The following is an 8,313-nucleotide window of genomic DNA, read 5'->3' on the forward strand; positions in this document are numbered from 1 at the left end:
AAGATATTTTAACAAGAATGAAAAGAATGCAGGGCTATGATGTATTATGGTTACCTGGTATGGACCATGCTGGTATTGCAACGCAAGCAAAGGTGGAAGAAAGGCTTCGTGCCCAAAAGATTAGCAGATATGATCTTGGCCGAGAAAAATTTGTAGAAGAAACATGGAAATGGAAAGAGGAATATGCAAGCCATATCCGTGCACAATGGTCGAAATTAGGACTTGGGTTAGACTATTCTAGAGAAAGATTTACGTTGGATGAAGGTCTTTCCAAAGCAGTTCGTGAGGTTTTCGTTTCTTTATATAAGAAGGGGCTTATCTACCGCGGTGAATATATTATTAACTGGGATCCTGCAACAAAAACTGCTTTATCTGATATTGAGGTAATTTATAAGGATGTACAAGGGGCATTCTATCATATGAAATATCCTTTAGCAGATGGATCTGGTTATATTGAAGTAGCAACGACTCGTCCAGAAACAATGCTTGGTGATTCAGGTGTTGCTGTTCATCCGAAAGATGAAAGATACCAGCATTTAATTGGCAAGAAAGTAATTCTGCCAATCGTAGGAAGAGAGATTCCGATTGTTGCTGATGATTATGTGGAAATGGATTTTGGTTCAGGTGCTGTGAAAATGACTCCTGCACATGATCCGAACGACTTTGAAGTTGGAAACCGCCATAATTTAGAGAGAATTTTAGTCATGAATGAAGACGGCACTATGAATGAGCGTGCTGGTAAATATGAAGGAATGGACCGTTTTGAGTGCCGTAAGCAAATCGTAAAAGATTTACAGGAAATGGGCGTACTATTTAAAATTGAAGAGCATATGCATTCAGTTGGACACTCAGAGCGAAGCGGTGCAGTAGTAGAACCATATTTATCTACACAATGGTTTGTTAAAATGCAGCCACTGGCTGATGAAGCAATTGCGTTACAAGGTAAAGAGGAAGAAAAAGTAAACTTTGTACCAAATCGTTTTGAAAACACATATATGCGCTGGATGGAAAATATTCGTGATTGGTGCATTTCTCGTCAGCTTTGGTGGGGTCATCGCATTCCTGCTTGGTATCATAAAGAAACAGGCGAAGTTTATGTAAACCATGAAGCGCCAGCAGATATTGAAAATTGGGAACAAGATACAGATGTTCTAGATACATGGTTTAGTTCAGCGTTATGGCCTTTTTCAACATTAGATTGGCCGAATACAGAGGCAGAGGACTATAAACGTTATTATCCGACTGCTGCATTAGTAACTGGCTATGACATTATTTTCTTCTGGGTATCTCGCATGATTTTCCAAGGAGTAGAATTTACTGGAGAAAGACCATTTAAGGATGTATTAATCCACGGGCTCGTTCGCGATGAGCAAGGACGTAAAATGAGTAAATCATTAGGTAATGGAGTAGACCCAATGGATGTTATTGCTAAGTATGGCGCGGATTCCTTACGTTACTTCTTATCTACTGGAAGCTCTCCAGGTCAAGATTTACGATTCAGTATAGAAAAGGTAGAATCAACTTGGAACTTTGCCAATAAAATTTGGAATGCTTCTCGTTTTGCGCTAATGAATATGGATGGTTTAACATATGATGAAATTGATTTATCAGGAGAAAAATCAGTTGCAGATAAGTGGATCTTAACGAGATTGAATGAAACAATTGAAACAGTTACACGTCTATCTGATCGCTATGAATTTGGAGAAGTAGGAAGAGTTCTTTATAACTTTATCTGGGATGACTTCTGTGACTGGTATATTGAAATGGCAAAACTTCCATTATATGGGGATGATGAGGCGGCAAAGCTAACAACTCGCTCTATTTTAGCTTATGTACTAGATAACACAATGCGCTTATTACATCCATTTATGCCATTCATCACAGAAGAAATTTGGCAAAACCTACCGCATACTGGTGAATCCATTACAGTTGCGAAATGGCCAGAGGTAAATCTTGCATTTACAGATGAGAAGGCTGCTAATGATATGAAATTGCTTGTTGAGATTATCCGCTCTGTTCGTAACAGCCGTGCGGAAGTAAATACACCAATGAGCAAGAAAATCAGCATTTTATTAAAAGCCAAAGATGAAGATATAAAAGCTACACTTTTAGAAAATAAATCATTTATTGAACGCTTCTGTAATCCAGAAACATTAAGTATTGATACTGATATTGCAATGCCAGATAAAGCAATGACTGCAGTTGTAACTGGTGTTGAAATTATTCTTCCATTAGAAGGGTTAATCAATATGGAAGAAGAAATTGCGAGACTTACGAAAGAGTTAGAGAAATGGAATAAAGAAGTTGAACGGGTTCAAAAGAAATTAGGCAATGAAGGTTTCGTGAAAAAAGCACCAGAAAAGGTAATTAATGAAGAAAGAGCAAAAGAGAAAGACTATTTAGAGAAGCGTGCAGCAGTGGAGGCACGTATAAACGAACTAAAAGGTTAATTTCATAGAGAACGAAGGGTGTCTCCACTATTAAAACCTTTGAGGCACCCTTCTTCTATTCAAATCAGCTATTCAGCGTAAGGTTACTTTCTAGAAGCCGCAGACTGAATACCCTTCACTTTCCGCGGGCTCGCGCCTCGCCTGTCTCGTATTTCCAAAGCAGGTGTCTTTGTGTATTCAGTCTGCTGTATAAGTGTGTTCTCGTACTCACTTTTTGAAAAATTGCCTAGCTAATAGACGAGTACAATCATTATTCATAAAAGAGGGTGTAGGGATGTTTCATAGTTATGAAGAAGCACTAAATTGGATTCATTCTCGCTTGCGTTTTGGTATAAAACCTGGGTTAACACGAATGGAAATGATGATGGAGAAGCTAAATCATCCAGAAAAACAAATAAAAACGGTTCATATCGGTGGCACAAATGGAAAGGGGTCTACCGTTACTTATTTAAGAAATATTCTACAACAAGCAGGATTAACAGTCGGAACCTTTACTTCACCTTACATAGAACAATTTAATGAAAGAATCAGTGTAAACGGCAAACCAATTAGCGACGAAGAAATTCTAGCATTAGCAAATAAACTGCATCCGATTGTAGAAGAAATGGACAGTATGGAGATTGGTGGACCAACAGAATTCGAAATTATTACAGCAATGTCTTTCTATTATTTTGCTTATATGAATAAAATGGACATCGTTATTTATGAGGTAGGATTAGGAGGTCGATTTGATTCAACAAATATCATCTCTCCGTTACTTTCTATCATTACAAGCATAGGTTTGGATCACACAGCGATTTTAGGAGACACTTATGCACAAATTGCATTTGAGAAAGCTGGAATTATAAAAAAGGCAACTCCCATTATTGCTGCTGTTAAACAAAAGGATGCCCAAAAAGTTATTATGGAACAGGCAAAGGACATGGGGGCTCCCATCTATTTATTGGATAAAGATTTTTCTATAGATGACTATCATTCAAGACCTTCCGCTGAATCTTTTGACTTAAAGTCTCCATTCTTTAAATGGGAAGATTTACAGATTACCATGTTTGGTAAGCATCAAGTGGAAAATGCATCGTTAGCAGTTATAGGTGCTCAAGCTTTACGTGAAACATATGTATCTATAAATGAGGAAAGTATTCGGCAGGGGCTATTATTGTCTAAATGGCCAGGACGTTTTGAAATTATTTCAGAAGATCCTCTAGTGGTGGTAGATGGCGCTCACAATGAGGAAGGAATAGAAGCGTTAGTGGATGTTTTAGTCAATCGGTATAAAGATAAGAAGAAAAACATAATTTTTGCTGCGCTTTCTGATAAAAAAACCGATAGCATGATTACTAAACTAGATCAAGTTGCTGCGACGATAACCTTTGTCACATTTGATTTTCCAAGAGCTGCAGACAGTAGTTCGTTATATGAAGAAAGTAACCATCCGTTGAAGGAACAAAATAGCGACTGGAAAAAAGCAATTCTCGATCATATAGAAAAGATTGAAGTAGATGAGATGCTTCTCATAACAGGTTCTTTGTATTTTATTTCAGAAGTAAAGACATTTTGGAAAAATTTCAAGAAATAACTATATCACAAAAAAATATCTAGATTATTAGGACAGAAAGGGGTAGTATATATTTATTAGGATTGAAATGTGGGAATTTTAAGAATATGGTAAAATATACATTTGTTTTGAATGAAATACGAGATAAAGCATCAGTGAATTGGTGCAAAAGAAGGGGGAGAGAGAATGGTTCAACCAAGGGAGAAAAAAATAATATGGACAGTTTGGATACTCCTACTCTCTTTAGGTTTGTGGTTCTCTCATAATATGTATCCCCCACAAATCAGTGGAAATGAGTGGGAGATTCTCTCCTTTTTATTATTTATGACTGTTGTTGCTAGTATGCCAATGATTATAAATGGTATTCCGGTATTTTTCTTGCAATGGGCGACACTGTCTGTTTTTTTAATATTCGGATTGTTCATCGAAATTATCCTCGTTCAAATAGCATTATTAGCAGTACTATATCAAGCGAAATTAGACAAAAAGACACTTTTTCGCCTGCCCATGAATTCTACCATGTTTTTCCTTGTTTCCTTTTTAAGTGGGATTATATACTATAGTCTTGGAGGAAAGCATGGATACGATTTAGCCTTTGATCTAAAATCGTTTATTTTGATCAGTCTCTATCTTGTTTCCTATCTGTTACTTAATACTTTGGGCATCTATTTAATAGATCGTTTTATTTATAAAAGAAAGCAACGATTTATTACAAAGGATTTAGTCTGGGAGATATTCACAACGATTATTACATATCCGGTGGGAATTGCATTATATATTATGTACCAATATGTTGGACTTGCTGCTTTAATATTGATAGGTGTGCCATTTATAACGCTATCGCTCATTTTAAAGCTATATCATTCTAGTCAAACAGCCAATGATTATTTAAGAAAAACGGCTGAAATTGGTCATCAGCTTTCCCAAAATTTGTACGTAAATGAAACGGTTGATTTTTTTATTGGAAAATTGTATGAATTATTTAAAGTTGATTTTATATTTATTCATCAGGTAATTTCCAATAATCAATTGGAAATGATTTCACGTGTAGAACAGCAGGAAAAGTTACCTGTTTTTTCTGATAGGATGCAAGAAAATGAGGGGATAAGCGGAAAAGTTTTAGCCTCGAAGAAAATAAGTGTATTCCATTCTGCGCAAGACTGGCAAAAAGTAAATAAAGGCTATATGCCTGAAGGAATTCAAAGTGTATTATGTATGCCGCTTATCAAGAATAATAAAGTGATTGGAGTACTACTATTAGGGAGCAAACAAAAGAAAGCCTTTGCCAATATAAAATTAATGGTCTTAGATCTTTTATGTACCCAATTCGCAATTGCTTTAGAAAATGCTAAGTATTTTGAGCAAACGAAGGAACATAGTGAGAGATGTGCATTAACAAAGCTTTATAATTACCGCTATTTTGAAAAAATATTAAGTGATCGTTTTATTGAACTTAATGAGAAAAAATTGGACAATCTTGCTCTAATCATGTTGGATATTGACCATTTTAAATCAGTAAATGATCAATATGGACATCAGGCTGGCAATGAGATTTTAAAAGCTTTTGCAACAAGAATTCAAAATCTTATTGGTGACCATGGAGTTGTTGCTAGATATGGTGGAGAAGAATTTGTAATCCTATTGACCAATATAGCAAAGACAGAAGCGTTCGATTTGGCTGAGTTTATCCGCAAGATGATTGCATCTAGATCGTTTGATATTCAACAAAATATAGACGATCGTCAAAAAATAAAAAATGTAAATATTACTGCTTCTCTAGGTATAGCTTATGCTCCTGAAGATGCTGATGAATCGTTGGCGTTAATACGACATGCAGATAGAGCATTATATGTAGGAGCGAAAAGAGCTGGGCGTAATCGGGTTGGGAGCTATGTGAAATAATAAAAGGAAGAATGGATGATTATGCCAAATCCATTCTTCCTTTTTCTATGTGTTTATGTTCTTAAAACAGTAGAGACTATCCATAATCAATAATCATAATCTACATTAATTTTACTATCTTCAACTCGTAAATCATTGACGATAGCTGGCAAGTAAACAGTTTCTGGAGTATTGCTTCCTCCATCATTTTCATCACCATCTGGAAAGTCGCTATTACAATTTGTTGCAAAATTATTGGCGTTTGTATCAATTTTGCTTCCGTTAATCTGAGCAGTATTAGGGGTTAATCTAGAAGCATATATTTTTCCATTTCCATTTTTATGGATGTTTCCAGTTAGATCTAAAGTACCCTTCACACAGACTTTACCATTATCTCCTATGTTTAGATTACTGCCAATTTTTCCGTTTCCACCAATATAAATCGATATATTTGCAAGGTTATTTATTTTAGAAAACTCTCCATTCCCTAAAATAATCATGTGGCCATTATTCGTAGGGTTATTTAGGCCCTGAGCATAAAAATCTCCATTTATTTTAATTTGTGAATTATTAAACTCATTTATTTCGCCAAATGTTGCTGCCCCTCCAACATAAATAGTAGAGTTTTTAAGGCTATTTACATTTTGAAAACTTCCACTGCCTTGAATTGAAAGCGTGGTATTTTGGAATAAACTATTAATATTGCCAACGACTGCAGCACCACCAATTGAAATGATACTATCATAAGCATCATTCCAATTTCCGCTTATTAAACTGCCTTTTACTTCTAATTTAGTTTTTGCTAAGCTATTTCCATTCTGAAATGTTGCTGCTCCTCCAACATAGATAGTGGAATCACTTGTTTTTATATTTTGAAATGAACCACTTCCGGCTATTTCGATGATTGAATTACTAATGGTGCTATTTAAGTTACTAAATGAACCACTTCCACCGGCATGGATTTTAATTGAAGAAACACCGTTTAAATTTCCGGATACTGTCAAATCATTAGTGGTGTAAATGGTTGAATTCGAAAACTGATTAACGTTAGATGAAATCGTCAATGCCCCATTTGTTTTTAAAATTGCATTTACGATATCGGTGTTTTTTGTAATTGTAGTACTTCCATTATATTGACAGTTGCTTGTAAACCGATAATTATCTGGAATGGGACTCACACAAGCTGCTAATCTTCCAGGGTCAGGAACATCGTTTCCAGTCAACCCTGTCTTTGCAATCCATTGGTTTTCGGAAGAGCCATCATCAATATTTCCGCCATCGTTACTGTTTCCTGTTTCACTATTAGTTTCTGCTTCTAAAGTAATGGGATCAAGTTTTACCGGCATCGTAAGGACAGATGATAACGTGATTTCTTTATCCCCATTAATTCCTTTACTATCAAATGTATAGGTAATGCCATCCTTATTACTGGTTTGTTTTATATTCGAAATAGTAAAAGAGCTACTCGAAGCGGTATCAACGGCAACTGTCACACTTTGAAAAAAGCTGTGGTCTATAGTCTCTAATTCTCTTTTAATTATTTCCATATATTGATTAGAAGCGATAGCTGATAGTTTATTGAAATAAGTTGTTTTATTGATTTCTGCTTCTGTAGATTCCTTATTACTGGCAGTAATCTTTCCGAATGTATCATTTATTTCTTTTGTTATAGTTTGATTGATGCCATCCTTAAAAGCACTATTTGCTTTTACTTCAGTGCTTTTATTGTATAAAGCTGTTTTATAGTAAGTGATTCCCATCTCTGCAATGGAAACAGCTTGTGCATTATCTTCTGTAATGGTGATCTGTTTAGAATTAGTAATCGAAACACCAACAATCGAAATATAAAGAATACTGAAAACAGATATAAGCGCAAGAATAAGTACAAGTGTATTTCCTTTTTCATTGAAATAGTGCAAGATAGATTTCCTCCTTTCTATTTTATGCGGGATAAGGTTATAGCTGTTTGATAGGTTTGTTTTTCCTTGTCAGTACTTGTGATTTTAATGGTAATAATGATATCTTCCTGTAATGGTACAACGGTAAAGGAATTAGGAATATAGGTTTTTTCGGTTCCATCTGCCGTACTTTTTAACAGTTCATATCGGAATTTTTCATTTTTAAAAGTAATTTTTTGCTTCCCGTCCACTGTGATAAAGGAGGCATTTGGATTTTGATCAAATGTAATCGTATAAGAATCAGAGGTTTGATGAATCTTTGTCATGCTGGAAACCATGTAGTTTGCTTCTTGCTGTAATAATGTTTTATCATTGACTACTTTCGAAAAATGAATGCCTTGAAAAAAGAACTGATAGATAAGGACTAATACTATCGAGCCGAGTGCGAGAGAAATAAGTAATTCAATTAAAGTAAGTCCTCTTTGGTTTCGAATCATCTTCTTTTTTCTCCCTTATTTTTTCGTTATAT

At 35.2% G+C, this 8,313-nt stretch carries 5 protein-coding genes; 3 read left to right on the forward strand and 2 right to left on the reverse strand.

The genetic code is table 11. From position 1 onward, the window contains the following. The 3 genes from RTL21_RS18750 to RTL21_RS18760 form a co-directional block, all read left to right on the forward strand. On the forward strand, positions 1-2,450 hold a 2,450-nt coding region (locus RTL21_RS18750; protein WP_312098062.1), incomplete at its 5' end, for a valine--tRNA ligase. Between the two features lie 274 nt (positions 2,451-2,724). Beyond that, positions 2,725-4,026, forward strand: coding sequence for a bifunctional folylpolyglutamate synthase/dihydrofolate synthase (locus RTL21_RS18755; RefSeq protein ID WP_312098064.1), 1,302 nt, complete (start codon positions 2,725-2,727; stop codon positions 4,024-4,026). 165 nt (positions 4,027-4,191) lie between these two features. Further along, the gene (locus RTL21_RS18760) at positions 4,192-5,907 is read left to right on the forward strand and encodes a sensor domain-containing diguanylate cyclase (RefSeq protein WP_312098066.1); all 1,716 of its coding nucleotides are present in this window, start codon (positions 4,192-4,194) and stop codon (positions 5,905-5,907) included. 86 nt (positions 5,908-5,993) lie between these two features. Here the strand turns inward: RTL21_RS18760 and RTL21_RS18765 are convergent, their stop codons facing one another. Together RTL21_RS18765 and RTL21_RS18770 are read right to left on the reverse strand one after the other, a co-directional pair. Further along, entirely contained in the window at positions 5,994-7,805 is a 1,812-nt protein-coding gene (locus tag RTL21_RS18765; RefSeq protein WP_312098068.1) for an autotransporter outer membrane beta-barrel domain-containing protein, read from the reverse strand. A 17-nt stretch (positions 7,806-7,822) separates the two neighbouring features. Then, positions 7,823-8,281, reverse strand: a complete 459-nt coding sequence (locus RTL21_RS18770; RefSeq protein WP_312098070.1) for a PilW family protein — start codon at positions 8,279-8,281, stop codon at positions 7,823-7,825. Between the last annotated feature and the right edge of the window lie 32 nt (positions 8,282-8,313).

This window comes from Niallia sp., assembly GCF_031978665.1.
GTDB lineage: Bacteria > Bacillota > Bacilli > Bacillales > Cytobacillaceae > Niallia.